This window comes from Gordonia sp. NPDC003425, assembly GCF_053588635.1.
The window spans coordinates 13,277-27,236 of record NZ_JBSFQI010000008.1 but is presented as its reverse complement, the minus strand read 5'-3'; the positions used below and the strand labels follow the sequence as shown (position 1 = coordinate 27,236).

Annotated in this window: 11 protein-coding genes; 3 read left to right on the top strand and 8 right to left on the bottom strand. The window is 67.3% G+C overall.

The features are described 5' to 3' along the window. Positions 1 to 67: 67 nt before the first annotated feature. Positions 68 to 1,057, bottom strand: coding sequence for an alpha/beta hydrolase (locus ACWDTD_RS11650; RefSeq protein ID WP_449747267.1), 990 nt, complete (start codon positions 1,055 to 1,057; stop codon positions 68 to 70). A gap of 165 nt (positions 1,058 to 1,222) precedes the next feature. On the opposite strand from ACWDTD_RS11650, the gene ACWDTD_RS11645 reads away from it, so the two are divergent. Further along, positions 1,223 to 1,669, top strand: a complete 447-nt coding sequence (locus tag ACWDTD_RS11645) for an acyl-CoA thioesterase (RefSeq protein ID WP_449747400.1) — start codon at positions 1,223 to 1,225, stop codon at positions 1,667 to 1,669. Positions 1,670 to 1,707: 38 nt separating this feature from the next. Here ACWDTD_RS11645 and ACWDTD_RS11640 read toward each other — a convergent pair whose 3' ends face one another. Beyond that, entirely contained in the window at positions 1,708 to 2,958 is a 1,251-nt protein-coding gene (locus ACWDTD_RS11640) for a hypothetical protein (RefSeq protein WP_449747399.1), read from the bottom strand. An 88-nt stretch (positions 2,959 to 3,046) separates the two neighbouring features. Further along, the gene (locus ACWDTD_RS11635; RefSeq protein WP_449747266.1) at positions 3,047 to 4,168 is read right to left on the bottom strand and encodes an acyltransferase family protein; all 1,122 of its coding nucleotides are present in this window, start codon (positions 4,166 to 4,168) and stop codon (positions 3,047 to 3,049) included. 69 nt (positions 4,169 to 4,237) lie between these two features. Here ACWDTD_RS11635 and ACWDTD_RS11630 point away from each other — a divergent pair, with 69 nt between their 5' ends. After that, positions 4,238 to 5,305 (top strand): magnesium transporter CorA family protein, encoded by a 1,068-nt coding sequence (locus ACWDTD_RS11630; RefSeq protein WP_449747265.1) that lies wholly within the window; start codon positions 4,238 to 4,240, stop codon positions 5,303 to 5,305. Between the two features lie 400 nt (positions 5,306 to 5,705). Here ACWDTD_RS11630 and ACWDTD_RS11625 read toward each other — a convergent pair whose 3' ends face one another. The 4 genes from ACWDTD_RS11625 to ACWDTD_RS11610 form a co-directional block, all read right to left on the bottom strand. Further along, positions 5,706 to 6,371, bottom strand: a complete 666-nt coding sequence (locus ACWDTD_RS11625; protein ID WP_449747264.1) for a hypothetical protein — start codon at positions 6,369 to 6,371, stop codon at positions 5,706 to 5,708. 110 nt (positions 6,372 to 6,481) lie between these two features. Next, on the bottom strand, positions 6,482 to 9,199 hold the full coding sequence (locus ACWDTD_RS11620) for a beta-propeller fold lactonase family protein (RefSeq protein ID WP_449747263.1): 2,718 nt from the start codon (positions 9,197 to 9,199) through the stop codon (positions 6,482 to 6,484). After that, a complete protein-coding gene (locus tag ACWDTD_RS11615) occupies positions 9,196 to 10,209 on the bottom strand; it encodes a hypothetical protein (RefSeq protein WP_449747262.1) in 1,014 nt (337 codons plus the stop codon). Before ACWDTD_RS11615 ends, ACWDTD_RS11620 begins: the two co-directional genes overlap by 4 nt. 121 nt (positions 10,210 to 10,330) lie before the next feature. Next, positions 10,331 to 10,978, bottom strand: a complete 648-nt coding sequence (locus tag ACWDTD_RS11610; RefSeq protein ID WP_449747261.1) for a response regulator — start codon at positions 10,976 to 10,978, stop codon at positions 10,331 to 10,333. A gap of 170 nt (positions 10,979 to 11,148) precedes the next feature. On the opposite strand from ACWDTD_RS11610, the gene ACWDTD_RS11605 reads away from it, so the two are divergent. Continuing rightward, on the top strand, positions 11,149 to 13,398 hold the full coding sequence (locus ACWDTD_RS11605; protein WP_449747260.1) for a sensor histidine kinase: 2,250 nt from the start codon (positions 11,149 to 11,151) through the stop codon (positions 13,396 to 13,398). A gap of 24 nt (positions 13,399 to 13,422) precedes the next feature. On the opposite strand, the gene ACWDTD_RS11600 is transcribed toward ACWDTD_RS11605, so the two are convergent. Then, positions 13,423 to 13,824, bottom strand: a complete 402-nt coding sequence (locus tag ACWDTD_RS11600) for a hypothetical protein (RefSeq protein ID WP_449747259.1) — start codon at positions 13,822 to 13,824, stop codon at positions 13,423 to 13,425. Positions 13,825 to 13,960: the final 136 nt, after the last annotated feature.

The following is a 13,960-nucleotide window of genomic DNA, read 5'->3' as shown; positions in this document are numbered from 1 at the left end:
GGATGTGGGCACGCTCGACGCGGATGTGGGCACGCTCGACAGAGATCCGGGCACGCTCGACGGGAAGTCAGTAGTACAGACTCCGGGAGACCGTGCGCCACGCGGCGGGTAGGTCCTGCTCCCAGTACGCCCAGGTGTGCGTTCCGATCAGGCGGAAGCCATCGGTGTAGCGAATGTTGTTGGAACGCAAGGTCACCGCGAACTCCAGCGAGCAGCGGTAGGCGCCGAGTTCGAGCGCCGAGGACGAGGCGGTGACCGCTTCCGGCGGACCCTCATCGGGGCCGATCTTGCGTTGCAGGTCCAGCGGGCCGATGGCACCCGAGCCCGCGGACATGAAGATGTCTTTGCCGCGGAGCGCATCGAGATGCTGCGCCGGATCGTGCGCGTTCCAGCCGGCCGAACCGAATGGTCCCCACATGTTGGTGGCGTTGCCACCGTCGCGGCCGACGGTGGTCCGCACATACGCCTCATTGGCCGGACCCGACACCGGCGGGCAACCCGACAGCGACGCCAGACCGCGATAGAGGGACGGATGACGCACGGTGAGCGCAAACGCCGCCTGCCCACCCATCGACAGACCGATCACCGCGTTACGGCCGGTGCCGTGGAACTGCTTGTCGATGACCGGCGGTAGCTCCTTGGCGAGAAAGGTGTCCCACATCGGCTTGCCGACCTTGGGGTCGACCTTCTGCCAGTCGGTGTAGAAACTGCCTTTTCCGCCGGTGGGCAGCACCACGTTCACGTTCTGGCCGGCGAAGAACCGGCCCGCATGGCCCTTGGTGATCCAGTCGCTGACATCCCCGTCGGCACCGGCCCCGTCGAGCATGTAGACGGTGGGGCGCGGCCCGGACGCATACGCCGGGGTGAGCACCGACAGCTTGATACGGGTCTTCATCGACGGCGAATACACCCAGATGTCGGTGCGCAGGGGGCTCAGCGTCTGCATCTTGGCGATCTTGGCAACCGGCTGCGGCTTCGGCGCGGCCTGCGCGAGGCCGGGCGCAGCGGCGAGCGCGGCACAGGTCAACGCGACCGCCGCCAACACGCGCCTCACCATGGGAACCTCTTCCGATAGTCACACCAGCCCCACACGTAACAGGGTTGGGTACGCCGCCCAGCGTACTGACCGTGAACGACGCGTCAAACCCGCGAGTTCCGTCCGCACCGGATCGACATAGAGTTGAGATCCGTGACGACGTCGAATGATTCTGGTGGGTCTGCGATACCCGCAGGTGGCGGCGGCCTCGGCGCCGGTGAGTTCGCCTTTACCGCGCAGATTCCGGTGCGCTGGTCGGACATGGATGCGTTTGGTCACATCAACCACGCGCGGATGGTCACCCTCATGGAGGAAGCCCGCATCCAGTGGCTGCTCACCGCGGGTGACGAGTACGTTCCGCTGATCAAGAGCGCGATGATCGTGCACGTCGACATCCGGTACCAGAGCCAGCTACGCCACGACGACTCCCCACTGCGAATCGGCATGTGGATCAAGGGTTTTCGGTCGGTTGATTTCACCATCGGCTACGAGATCCGGGGCCGTGAGGCACCCGATGCGCAGCGGGCGGCGTGCGTGGCGAGCACGCAGATGGCCGTGGTCGACATCGAGGCCCACAGTCTGCGTCGTCTCACCCCGACCGAGAAGGACTACTTGAGGTCATGGTCGCGCTGACAGGTAACGCCGATCCGGCACGCGACCGCTGACGCCCCTCAGGACGGTTCGTACCGCGCGGGCAGTTCGCGTGGGACCGCCGGCGAGATGCGTGCGATGTTTCCCTGCAGCACATCGCGGTAGATCCGCAGTTGCTCCTCGCCGCTGCGCACTTGTTCGGTGAGCCGCTTGGCGTTGTCCACCGAGATCTCCCGGTCGCCCGAACGCGCGATGAGCGCATCGATACGGTCGTCGATGGTGGCGGCCTTGTTGTACTCGGCCAGGATCTGCAGTTCCACCGCAGCGGATTCGACGACGTGGGCAACCTCGGCGAGCGCTTGGACCCGGTCGATCAGTTCGGTCCACACCGGGCGCAGCACGGTTTCCCGCTGGTCGATCTGTTCGGCGAACGCCCGGTCGAATCCGCCGTTGCGTTTGGCACGGTCCAGGTCGATCCGGACCGCGCGCAGTGCGATCACGTCCGCGGCGATCTCGGCGAGTTCGGCGTGCAGATTCACCTGGGTGCGCTGCACCTCGAAGTGATCCGAACGCCAGGCCGGGTTGATCACGATGCGGTCGTAGTAGTGGGCCGCCACGAACAGCAGCGTCTCGTAGCCGTCCACGAAGTACGACGAGCCGGGGCTGCCCACGGGTCCGTCGGCCGCGGAGTTGTTGGCGAATTGCGCGGCCCACTGTTCCGCCTGCGGATAGCCGGATCTGCTCGCGACCTGGCCCACCACGCCCGCGATCCGTTCGACGGCGACGTTGCCGGCACGTCGCACCGGGTGTGCCGTGTTGACGTTGGGTGTGGGCGTGCACAGCAGTCCGGCGAACAGTCGCTCACGCTCGTTGATCTCGAGGTAGACGTTCTCGCGGCGTTCCCGGCGGATCGCCCGGGTGCTGCCGGCGAACACACCCTTGGCGGTCACGACCGCCTTGCGTGCCTCCTCGCGGCGTCGCACCAGTCCGTTGAGCCGGTTTCGCATCACGGCCGCCACCACGCCGGGCACCATCGAACCGTCGAGTTGGTGTTCGAGTTGCATGATCGTCCGCTGCAGGCGACGCAGCTCGGAGAATCCGCCAGGCAGGTCGGGGACGGGAAGGCCGGTGGAGATGCGCCGCACCAGGATCGCCCGGCCGCCCGGAGTCAGGTAGCCCGACGCCACCAGCAACGCGCTCATATCCGACAGCTCGCCGCGATCGCCGGGCACACACGAGCGGTCGCACCACGCGCGGATGTCGGCGGCCGTCACATTCCGATGTGGCACGGGCCGACCGGCACCGGGGTCCGGGATACTGCTCTGGGCCATCACGTTGCTCTCGACTCGACCGGCTTCGGTTGCGCCGGTGGGTATGGAAAGAGTGGGTGAACTGCGATCACTCACCCGTATATCCACTCTACCTGCGCTGTTCGAGCAGTTTCGGGGTTCGGGCCGCCCACAACGGCCTGGTGGCACGGTGCAACGCCCAGGCGATCGGCACGCTGACCAGGGTGGTGAGCACGAACGCGACCACGATGTTGCCGGTGAAGACCCGCCACCCCAATAGATCCATCACCACTTCGAGCACGATCACATGTACGAGAAAGAACTCGTAGGAGATCTCGCCGAGCCACTCGACGGTGCGGCTGCCGCAGAGGCGGGCCCAGCCGCTGGATTGGTCGGCGGCGGTGAGCGGCCCCACCAGTCCGATGGCCACCACCAGATAGAGCACGTGCTTGACGATCGTCGCCGACGCGGTGGTCGGCGTGATGGTGGGTTCCCCCGCGATCGCCGACCCGGACACCAGAAACGCGATCCCCGCCGCGGCGAGCCACGTCCACGTGCGCCAGGCCCTGACCAGCGGAGCGATCACCGCGAGCGCCATCCCAACGACGAACCAGCTCAGAAACGCCGGCGCCCACAGTCGTGCCGTGGGATTGACCCCCTCGCTGCCGGCCACCACCACTGCCCACACCGGGCTGATCATCGCCACCGCCACCAGCCCCCCGATCAGCAGGTCGGGGCGCCAGCGGCGGCGGCAGATCACGACGATCAGCAGCCAGCCGAGAATCGGTAGCAGCAGGTAGAACACCACTTCGGCGGCCAGGCTCCACATCTGGGTCAGCCCCGAATGCAGGTGTCCGAGCCCGTAGACCTGGGTGAGCGTCATGTTGCGCCAGAATCCCGACCAGCCGGTACCGGTCTGCGGCGCCTCACCGCCCGGCAGGTAGACCGCGTAGAGCAGGTAGACCGCGATCACGGTGACCCAGTACGCCGGCAGGATGCGGCGGGCGCGATGCCACAGGTAGCGACCCGTGTCGGGTGTGGGCGTGTGGGCGCGCACCGCGCGCACCCATGGCGTGAACAGCAGGTAGCCGGAAAGCACGAAGAAGACGGTGACGCCCACCTCGAACCTGGCGGAGAGGCGTCCGAGGTAGTCGTCGGTGTAATGCCCGGTCCAGAACGCGGCGTGGGTGAAGCAGACGGCGAGTGCGGCAATCGCCCGGACACCGGTGAGTGAGGCGATGCGCTGGGCCATGCGCCGATCATGGCAGGTCGCCCGATCCGGTCACGCCCGAGGCCTGCGCGTGCGTGGCACGATGGCGCCATGGGAGCCGAGCACGTGCGAGGTCAGATCTGGCGTCACGGAGAGAAGGTCGACGGATTCGATCTGGCATCGATCTCCGACCTCATCGACGAACCGGACACACTGGTCTGGGCCGATCTCGACTGCCCCTCGCACCCGACCCTCAACGATCTGGCCGACGAACTCGACCTCGACCCGTTTGCCATCGAAGACACGATTGCGGCAGCAGAGCGCGTGAAGGCGGTCACCTACGCGCACCATGTGTTCGTCATGGTCTATGCCGTGGACCGCGTCGGCGACGTCGACCACCCGCTCACCGAGCAGCAGGGCGACCACGATGACGCACCACCGCCGGTGGTCGCCGGCCCGATCGCGCGCGACCGAAAATCGAAATCCTTCTCACTACACAGGATCTCGATTTTCATGAAGGGCAACGCGTTCATCACCGTGCGACTGCGGCCGGGATTCGACATGGATGCGGTGGTCGATCGCTGGGAGGAGATCGATGCGGCGAGACTCGGCCCCAGCGCGCTGCTGTACGGGTTGCTCGACGTGGTGGTCGACGGTCATTTCGACGCCGTGCAGCGTCTCGACGATCAGATCGAGGGCCTCGAGGAGATGCTGTTCGACGAGAGGATCCCCAACCGCGCACTACAGATGAGGACCTACGATCTGCGTAAGGACCTCGTCGTGCTGCGGCGCGTCATCCTGCCGATGCGGGAGGTGCTGGCCACCATCGAACGGCATCGCGCACGAGAACATGCGAACTCGGAACTCGATCCGCACTATGCCGACCTCTACGACCACACGTTGCGGGCGGCCGAGTGGACGGAATCGTTGCGCGACATGGTGTCGACGGTGTTCGAGACGAACCTCTCGCTGGCCGACGCACGGCTGAACACGGTGATGAAGAAGCTCACCGCATGGGCGGCGATCATCGCCGTGCCCACTGCGATCACCGGCTTCTACGGGCAGAACGTGCCCTACCCCGGCTTCTCGCAGTGGTCGGGGTTCGTGGTGAGCTCGGTGCTCATCGTCGTGATCGTGACTGCGCTCTACGTGAACTTCCGGCATCGCGACTGGCTGTAGGCGGATCGAGCGGGTTCAGCCCGCAATCCTGGTCATGACGAACGTGTCCGACATCCGCGGCACGCTGCTGAAACACGTTCCGCGATAACCGAAGTACGTCCGACGGACGACGCACCTGACCCCCGGCCAATCCGAATAACCACCGGTGGGCGTCGACGTGATCCGGCTGGACATGTCGCGGGTGAGGTACACGCGACCGTTGCGAACGGTGACGACGTGGCACATTCGCACCGGCATTCTGACGTGGTTCTCCGTGATGTTGCACCACCGGTAGGTTCCGGCAGCCACCTTCGCGTCCGCCTGCCCAGGGCCGGTAACGATTCCGGCCAGGACGGCGACGCTTACGCACGCAGCGGCCAGAGCCTTACCCATGCACCCGAGTATCCGCCTCCCGCGCTTCTCATGCACCACATTCCGGTGTGCCCGCCGATGCTTCGCTGCACCAGGTGAGCGGCCCGCCGGTATCGCCGAGGCCGTTGGTCACCAGGGTGGCGCCGTCGTGGGCGCCGGTCGACAGATGGGCGGTCACCGTCTGACCCGAAGTGATGTCGCCTACGCCCGCACCGGTTTTCGAGATCTGATTCCCCATCGTCAGCACGATCCCGCGCCCCAGCGGCACCCAGGTGAGCGACCACGTCTCCACGTCCACGGCGCCGGAACCGATCGCCAGTTCGCCGGTGCGGTCGCCGTTGATATCGAGGTGGCTGGCGTGTCGTAGCCACTCGCCGACGAACGCCGATGCGTTCACATCCTTTCCGGGCGTAACAGGGGGAGCGGTGGTCTGTCCGCCGGTGTGGACCGTGGTTCCGCCGCCCTGCCCTCCCGACCCGCCGGCATCGGAACCGGTTGTGGGCGAACCGGTGTCACCTTCCCCTACCCCGGGTGCGGGTGCGGCGACGGTGGTGGTCACGGTGACCACCGAGGTGGTCTGGGTGGTCGTACTCGGTGCCGCCGACGTGGTGTCGGCGTTGCATGCGGTCAGACCGAGCGTGCAGGCTGCGGCGGCCAGAGCGAACGCGGCGACGCGATGTTGCGTCGTGCGCGGTTGGGTGACGAGTCGCCGCATGGTGTCTCCCGGTTTTCGCGGGGCGGCCGTGTGCCGCACCCTCACACCGGACTATTCGAGCCGCAGTCGCCGCCGGTTACGTTCGTCGGGCAGTCGAATGACGGCGGGGATCAGGTGTTCACCGCACCCGTCGACGGGATGGTCACCGTTGTCGAGGTGGACAGTCCATGATCGTCCGACGCCGTCACCACAAAGCTGTCGGCGGCGAAAGTGCCCGGAGTGTCGCTGGTGTACAGCCACTTTCCGGTGGCCGGGTCGAGAGTGACGATGCCCGAGGTCGGCTCGGTGGTCACGGCGTAGGTGACTGGGTCGGCGTCGGCGTCGGTCGCGGTGACGGTGCCGGTCACGCCGATCGGGACGACGGTGGCGGTGTTATCGCCGGAGTTGGCGACGTACAGGGTGGTGCCGTCGGGGCTCAGCGCAATCCCCATAGGGTTGGTACCGACGCTGATCTGCCCGAGGTTCTCATGAGTTTCGGTGTCGATGACCGCCACTGTGTTACCCGCCGTCGTGTAGAGCCTCTTCCCATCTGGGCTTACCGCGAGTTGTAGCGGCGAACCGCTGACCGGGATCGTCGCGGTCACAGTGCGATACGTAGCCGGATCATCCGGATCGAGCGAAACAACCGACACCGACTGGGACTGGGAATTGGCGACGTAGAGGACATTCCCGTCCGGCGAGACCGCCACACCCTGCGGAAACCCGCCGACCGAGATGGTCTGTTCGACGGTGTTGGTCGCGGCATCGATCACAGTGACCGTACCCGCAGATGGGCTCGATATATAGACGCGTGAACCGTCCGGCGCGACGGCAACACCGTAGGGACTTGCCACCGGGACCGACGCGATGACGTGCGCCGACGCGGCATCGATCACCGACACCGTGTTGGAATTCTCCCCGGCAACATAGACGTACTTCCCATCGGGACTCACCTCGACGCCCCAGAGGTTGCTCCCCGCCGGAATCTTGGCACCGATGGCGGTGCCGGTGGCCGTGTCGATCACCGACACGGTGCTGGCGTTGGTGACATAGGCCTGGGCACCGTCGGGGCTGACCGCGATGAACGCCGGAGCCGTTCCCACCGGGACTGAGGACGACGACCCTGTCCGCACGTCGATGATCCTCACCTGGTTGCTGTTGAAGTCGACTACCGCGATCGTGGCGCCATTCGGGCTGAGAGCCTCAACACCGAAGGGGTACTTCCCGGCCGCCACGGTGGTCGACGCACTCACCACGCTGCTCGTCGAGGTCGACGAGCCGATCGTCGGCGCCTGGTTGACGGGATTGATCGTCGGGGTGACCGTTGTCGACGTGGTGCCCCCACGGTTGTCGGCCGCGGTGAAGGTCACACTGTCAGAGCCCGGTGTGGTGAGTTGGTGCGCGTAGACGGAATCCGTTGTGTACGTCCAGATTCCGTCGTGGTTGTCGACGACGGTGCCGTGGGCCGGAGTGCTTGCGACCACCGTTACCGTGTCCGCGTCGGCGTCGGAGGTGTGCACCGTGTACACCGTGGCGGCGCCCTGTTGCGTGGGTGTGGCAGTGATCGTGGGCGCCGCGTTGGTGGTGACCGTCTGTGAGGTGACGCCGCCATGCCCGTCGTCGACGGAGACGACGAAGCTGTCGCCGACCACCGATCCCACCGTGTCGGGAGTGTACGTCCACGCGCCGGTGGCCGGGTCGATGGTCGCGGTGCCGTGCGTCGGCCCACCGGTGATCGCATACGTCAGGGGGTCTCCGTCGGCGTCGGAGCCGGCGGCGGTTCCGGCCAGCACGCCCGTCGGGGTGACCGTCACGGTGTCGCCGGAATTGACGGTGTAGAAGCGGGTGCCGTCGGGCGTGAGCGCGACGTCGTAGGGTTTCGCGTCGAGCGGGTAGGTGGCGATCACCTGGTTGTACGTAGGACTCTGCGGATCGACGTCGATCGCGACGACGGTCTTGGCGTTCTGTTCGCTGACATAGAGGATCGTGCCGTCGGAGCTGACCGCCGCCCCGGTGGCCGCCGGTGCGGGGATCGTGGCGATCACCTGTTGGTAGGTGCTGCTGTCCGGGTCGATGTCGATCACCGACACCTCGCTTCCACCGGTGAGGTAGAGCCTGGTGTTGTCCGGACTCACTGCCGCCCCCGCGAATCTGCGATCCGGCAGGTAGTTCGCGATGACCGTCCCCTGGGTGGAGCCGTCGGTGACGTCGATGGCCCGGACGCCGGTGTCGGTGGTGACGTACAGAGTGGTGCCGTCGGGACTGATCGCCAGGTCTTGCGGTTCGTCGTCGATCGGGATGGCCGCGACGACGGTGCCCGCGGTGGGGCTCGCGGGATCGAGGTCGATCACACTCACCGTGTTGGCCGCGCTCCAACTCGCCGCGTAGAGGGTCTTGCCGTCGGGGGTGGCCACCGCCCCGGTCGCGGCCTGGACCGGTACCTCCGCGACAACCTGGTTGTAGGTCGGGCTGGTGGGATCGGCGTCGATGATGACCACCTTGTCCCCGCTGGTCTCACCCACGAAGGCGTACTTGCCGTCCGCACTGATCGTGACGCCGTTGGGGGAGCTGCCCGGGGTGAGCTGGACGGTGGTGGTGGGAAGTGTGGTCGAGGTGACGGTGAGTGTTGGTGACTGATTCTCCGGGGTGATCGGCACGGTGAGCGAGGCACTCTGTCCCGACGCGCACGTGGCCGAGAGCAGATGCCAGTGCGGGGCGTTGGAGGGCGAATCGTCGGACACGGTGACGGTGAACGAGTCGGTCGTGGCCGCCGTGCTCGCGGGGTCGGTGAGCGAGTGCGCGTACGCGGGGTCGGGCGTATAGATGTAGGTGCCGTCCGGGTTGATCACCACAGTGCCGTGTCGGGCTGGGTCACCACGGTGTAGGTCAGCACATCGCCATCGGGGTCGGTGGCGCCGAGCGAACCGGCCACCACACCGGTGGAGGTGTCGACCACCTGGGTCGACGGCGAGAGCTCAGGATAGGAATTGAAGAAGCGCCGATTGACCTGTTGCCATGCCGCCCAAGCGAACACCAGCGCGGGAGCCGGAGCCGGCGCACTCGGATCCTGCGAGGCGAACGGATTGAATCCCAAGACACTCAGCACCGTCGCAACGAACTTCGTCGGCGCATTCACCACCGGTACGCCATGGTGGGTGGTCGTCGGTGCCGGCGATGAGCCCACCACGATCCCCTGCTGAGCGATCTCGGTGGTGGCATACCCGATGGCGGAGACCTGCTGAGGCTCGTTCTGCACCGTTGGCTTCTGCACCGTTGGCGCGTCGAGCCCGGTCGACGTCTCGGTGTCGGGGTGAGTCGCGGCAACGTGGGCCGTGGTGGGCGCGGGAGTGGGTACCTCCACCGGCGCGGGCGAGGCGCTCGGGGACGAATTGCCGAGCACCGGAGGCAGATTCGGCAAACCTGCTTCGGGCTGCCGGGGCGCGGTGACCGGAGACGGTTCGGCTGGTGGCATGGAAGCCACCGGCGGCGAGGAGTCCGCGGGTGTCGTGTCGACTTGCGTGGCATCCGGGGATTCCGGCTGTGGAGATGCCTCGGGTGCGGTGTCGGGCGCAACCCCGTCGCCGGAAGTGTGGGACTGTTCGGATGTGCCGGACTGTTCGCCTCCGACGGCCGGAGCCGGGTCGGTGTCACTACCGGACCCGCTTTCGGAGGCAGATCCGTCCGCACCCACCGCCGAGCCCGACGAACCTGCTGAGCCCGATGATCCCGCGGGCTCGGCCCATGCCGCCGCCGGGGCCAGCGCGGCCTGGCCACCCCAGAACAGCACCGCCCCGATCCCCACACCGGCCGCGGCCGCCCGCACCCTCTGCGCAGACCCGTTCCCTCTTGCCCTGGTCATCGCCCATCCTTCTCGTCGAGGAGAGCCCGAAGGCCCGAGACGCCAAGCGCCACAACCCGAACGATCCCAGTGAGCGACACTTCCGGAAAGCCCCAGATTTTGGGGACACCGTCGCTGTTCGCTAGTCGCCCGAGTCCCGCCGCGGCATGGGCAGCCAGCCGTCTTCGACAGCCCGCTTGTACAGGTCGGTCTTGGTGGGGGCGTCTCGATGCACCTCGCGGTACTTGGCGCGGATGCGTTCGATGTACTCGTTGACCGTATCGGGCGCGAGGCCGGTGACCCGGGCGACGTGCGCACCCGAACCGCCGGAGGCGTAGAGCTCCAACACTTCTCGGAGCCGCGGCGAGAGATCCACGAAGTGCGGGTCGGAGTCGAGTGCGGCCGCCCAATCCATCGATGCCACAGTAGAACCCGATGCCGCGGCCCGGATGGCCGCGCACACCTCCGCTTTGGTGGCGTTCTTCCGCACCACGCCGAGCGTGCCCGCGGCCGCAGCCTCGCGTACCAGGTAGGGCTCGTCGCCCGACGTGTAGATCAACGTGGACATACCTGCGCCCGCCAGGACATCGATGTTGTCGGCGGGAGACGACCCGTCACCGAGTCGCAGATCGAGGACGACGAGATCAAGCCGATCCGAACCGAGCTGCGCGAGCAGGTCCGACACCGAGTGTGCGCCCCTCTCCAACCGCATATCCGCTGAATCCGCGAGAAAGGCCCGCAAGCCTTCGATCACCGAATCGTGATCGTCGATAGCCCCAATTCGCCACATCACGTTCCCCTTTCGGATTCAGCGAAATCCGTCATTGTCAGTGACCTTTCCTTTCGCAAAGTACCGGGACAATGCACACGACGGGGGGCATAATCCTTGCCGTGAACGCGTGGCGGCCTCGGCGAGGAGATCGGTCCACACACGCCGGGTTCGCTCGTTCCCGTCGAGACATGTTGTCCACGTCGGTGTTCCGACTCGCCGACTCGACCTCGGCGGTCGCACGCACCCGGCGCTACTACGGCCTCTTCGCGGGCGTCGCCTACTCGGTATTCCTCCCGTTCCTGTTGCCTGCGGTGGCCCAGGCACGTGCGATCTCCGCACCGTGGTGGACGCCGGCGGCATTGATCTGCGCGGCGTTACCCGGTTTCGTCGTAGGGATACACAGCCTGTTCTCATCGAAGGCGGCCCTGCTTCGTGTGTGGGCTCGTCTGGCGGCCCTGGGCGTCTTGGTGGCGGCGGCGCTGTGGTGGCCCGCCTGGGACGGCAGGCCGCTGGACAACGCCACGGTGTTCTGGCTGGGTCCGTTCGTCGTGCTCGGCAGCATCTGCGCGATGATCGCCTGGGCACCGAACGCTGCCGCTCTCTACCTGATCACCGCAGCCGTCACCATCAAGGTGACCGGTGACGTGGCGCAGGGGGTGTCTTCGCCCGTGACGATGATCACCGATGCGGCCTGCAGCGCGGCCTTCGCGGTGGTGCCGTTCGCGCTGGGGGTGTCGGGTTTGCGCACCGCCGCCGCACTCGACCGGACCTCCGCCACGGAGATCACACTCGCCGAGCACTCCGCGGCCGCTCGCGCGCGCAGCGCCGAGCGCGCATTCGCCCGCGCCCTGACCCACGACGAGATCATGTCCAACCTGCTGGAGGCGGCACGCAATCCGGGGTCGGCCGGCCTGCCCGACCGCGCCGCCGCGACGGTGGCCGCCATGGATTCGACGTTGCGCGAGGCCACTGTGGACATGGACCCCGACGCCGCCGGTGTCGGGGCTGCCATCGCTGACGCCGTTCGGCACAACGACCCCACCATGGTGTTCAGCAGCGCCGCCGGCGACCGGCATGGACAGACCTTTCCCTCGTCGGCGGTCACCGCTCTCGCCAGCGCCACCGGGGAGGCGGCACGAAACTGCTTTCGTCACGTGCCTCGCGACTGCCGGCGGAGTTGCCATGTCGTCGTGGATGATCATCGGATCGAGGTCACCGTCGCCGACGAGGGCCCCGGATTCGATCGTTCGGCCACACCCCGTGAGCGTCTCGGACTCTCCATGTCCATCGAGGAACGGATGCGCCAGGTGCCCGGTGGCGACGCCTCCATCGCCTCCGTGCCCGGGTCCGGAACCACCCTCACGCTGACGTGGCACAAACCCGATGAGTCGGTTCCCGTGGACGCGACCGATCCCCTCGGCCTGCGGTCCCCCACCGCCCGGCTACTTGCCGCGCTGATCGTCGCCACGATGGGATTCGCCGCAGCGCTCGGTCCGGCGCAAAAGCCGTGGTGGGTTCCGGTCGTGGTCATCGGTGTGCTGGCAGTGTCGGCGGCGATACTGGTGACCGGCCGGACCGATCGGCCGGGGCGCGTCGGCAGTCTCATCGTCGCGGCCACGCCGGCCTGCATGTGCGCGGTGTATCTGTTCGCGCCGGGCCACGTCGAGATTGTTCCGCTGTGGGTGACGGGGCCGCCCGCGCTGGTAGTGTCCATCCTCGCGATGCGCAGGCGACCGGTTCTCGCGGTGGCCGGCTTCGCCGCGACCTTGGTCGTGGTGGGCACGTGGTCGTCCGTCGAGGTCGGCGACGTGGTTCCCGGCATCCTGCTCATCGGACCGTCGGGAGGAATCGTCGCGATCTCGATCGTGTTCGCGAACGTGAACCGGACGCTGGCACGCAACCTCGTCGAGTCCCGGCGGCGCGCCACCGAAGCCGCGGGCATGGCCGCCGCCGCACGAGCGGCGACACAAGAACGTGCCCGTGAACTCGAACCCGTCACCGCATTGGCCCGCCCGCTGCTGCTCCACCTCGCCAGCGGCGCACCGGTTGATCCCGCCACCCGAACGGAGTGCGCACTCACCGAATCACGGCTGCGAGATCTGTTGCGGTCCAGAGCATTATGTACGCCCGACGTCGACTCGGCGGTGGAGAGGGCGCGCCGTCGCGGCGTCACGGTGAGCCTGCTCGACGACCGACTCCTCGACCGGCCGGGCATCGATGCGGCCGGCCCGCTCGACGAAGACGCCCGCACCGTGATCGTCGACGCCCTCGAGCGCACCCCCAGCGGAGCGGTGCGCGTGCGCGCGATGCCGTCGGGGCGACCGGTCGCGGTGACTGTCGTGGCCGAAACCGGCCGGCGGTGCGAGTGGACCGGCATCGACAGCACGGGTCGCGTGCGCACGACGGTCACCGAGATGACCGAAGCCCCTCTTCGCTGACCGCCGTGCTCGCGCGCCATGGTGTCAGATGGCCATGCACAGACTGCCCAGGTTGAGGCCGTTCACCACGTCGACGTCCTCGGTGGCCGACGTGCTCCCCTGCACCAGCTTCAACGTGTAGTGGCCCGCCGCCGCGGGGGTCCAGGAGAACCCCACCTGGCCGTTCACCGGAATGGCACCGGCCCCGACGGGCGTGAACTCGCCTGCACCCGGAACCCGTTGCTGCAGGCTGACCGGTGAGTTGCCGGTGGCGGTTCCGGTGACGCGGTACGTGCAGCTGCTCGCGTAGGACCCGCCGGACGGGGGAGCCACCGTGATGGACCCGACGTCGGCGTGCGCGGGGGCACCCACCAGCAGTGCGGCTCCCGCGCATGCGAGCGCCGCGGCCAGGGTGACCGATGGCTTGGTCACCGATAGCTTCTTCATGAGTTCTCCGATCGCGTTGGTGAGCACCCGACCGTGTGCAGGTGCCGGTGTGCGGGGTGCCGGTGATCCCGGTCAACCAAAACCCTAGAGAGAGCGGCCAATCGGCACATGCCCCAACTTTCGGGGACACCGCGCG

What these genes read in the sequence shown, in the direction of transcription:
- ACWDTD_RS11650 (WP_449747267.1), bottom strand. Translation starts at nt 1,057, where the DNA reads ATGGTGAGGCGCGTGTTGGCGGCGGTCGCGTTGACCTGTGCCGCGCTC.
- ACWDTD_RS11640 (WP_449747399.1), bottom strand. Translation starts at nt 2,958, where the DNA reads ATGGCCCAGAGCAGTATCCCGGACCCCGGTGCCGGTCGGCCCGTGCCA.
- ACWDTD_RS11635 (WP_449747266.1), bottom strand. Translation starts at nt 4,168, where the DNA reads ATGGCCCAGCGCATCGCCTCACTCACCGGTGTCCGGGCGATTGCCGCA.
- ACWDTD_RS11630 (WP_449747265.1), top strand. Translation starts at nt 4,238, where the DNA reads ATGGGAGCCGAGCACGTGCGAGGTCAGATCTGGCGTCACGGAGAGAAG.
- ACWDTD_RS11625 (WP_449747264.1), bottom strand. Translation starts at nt 6,371, where the DNA reads ATGCGGCGACTCGTCACCCAACCGCGCACGACGCAACATCGCGTCGCC.
- ACWDTD_RS11615 (WP_449747262.1), bottom strand. Translation starts at nt 10,209, where the DNA reads ATGACCAGGGCAAGAGGGAACGGGTCTGCGCAGAGGGTGCGGGCGGCC.
- ACWDTD_RS11610 (WP_449747261.1), bottom strand. Translation starts at nt 10,978, where the DNA reads ATGTGGCGAATTGGGGCTATCGACGATCACGATTCGGTGATCGAAGGC.
- ACWDTD_RS11605 (WP_449747260.1), top strand. Translation starts at nt 11,149, where the DNA reads ATGTTGTCCACGTCGGTGTTCCGACTCGCCGACTCGACCTCGGCGGTC.
- ACWDTD_RS11600 (WP_449747259.1), bottom strand. Translation starts at nt 13,824, where the DNA reads ATGAAGAAGCTATCGGTGACCAAGCCATCGGTCACCCTGGCCGCGGCG.